The sequence below is a fragment of the Herbidospora sp. RD11066 genome (assembly GCF_054661255.1).
The window spans coordinates 1-253 of the sequence record NZ_BAAGDO010000259.1; the positions used below are offsets into that span (position 1 = coordinate 1).

Consider the following 253-nt stretch of genomic DNA (forward strand, 5'->3'; position numbering starts at 1 on the left):
GCACCCGCGAGTCGATGGAGGGCGGCGTCGTCCCCGGCTACACCTGCGGCGGGTGGCACGCGGTCCGCCCGGAGAGCTCATCGGGCACGGCCCGGCTCGACGGGCGCGTGTACGAACCGCTGCGCTGCCCCGGCACGCTCCGCGCCGTCGTGTCGTCCGCCCGCTTGCTGGTGCGCTCACTCAGCCCGGCGCTGGCCGCTCCGGCCGTGCCCTTCCGCTCCTTGGCTCTGGCGGTGGACGTGGAGTGGGGGTG

General features: G+C 76.3%; 1 protein-coding gene. It reads left to right on the plus strand.

The window, feature by feature from the left end; all coding sequences use genetic code 11:
- A partial coding sequence (locus ACYQ78_RS39880; protein WP_459806194.1) for a hypothetical protein occupies nucleotides 1–253 on the plus strand: 253 nt, incomplete at both ends.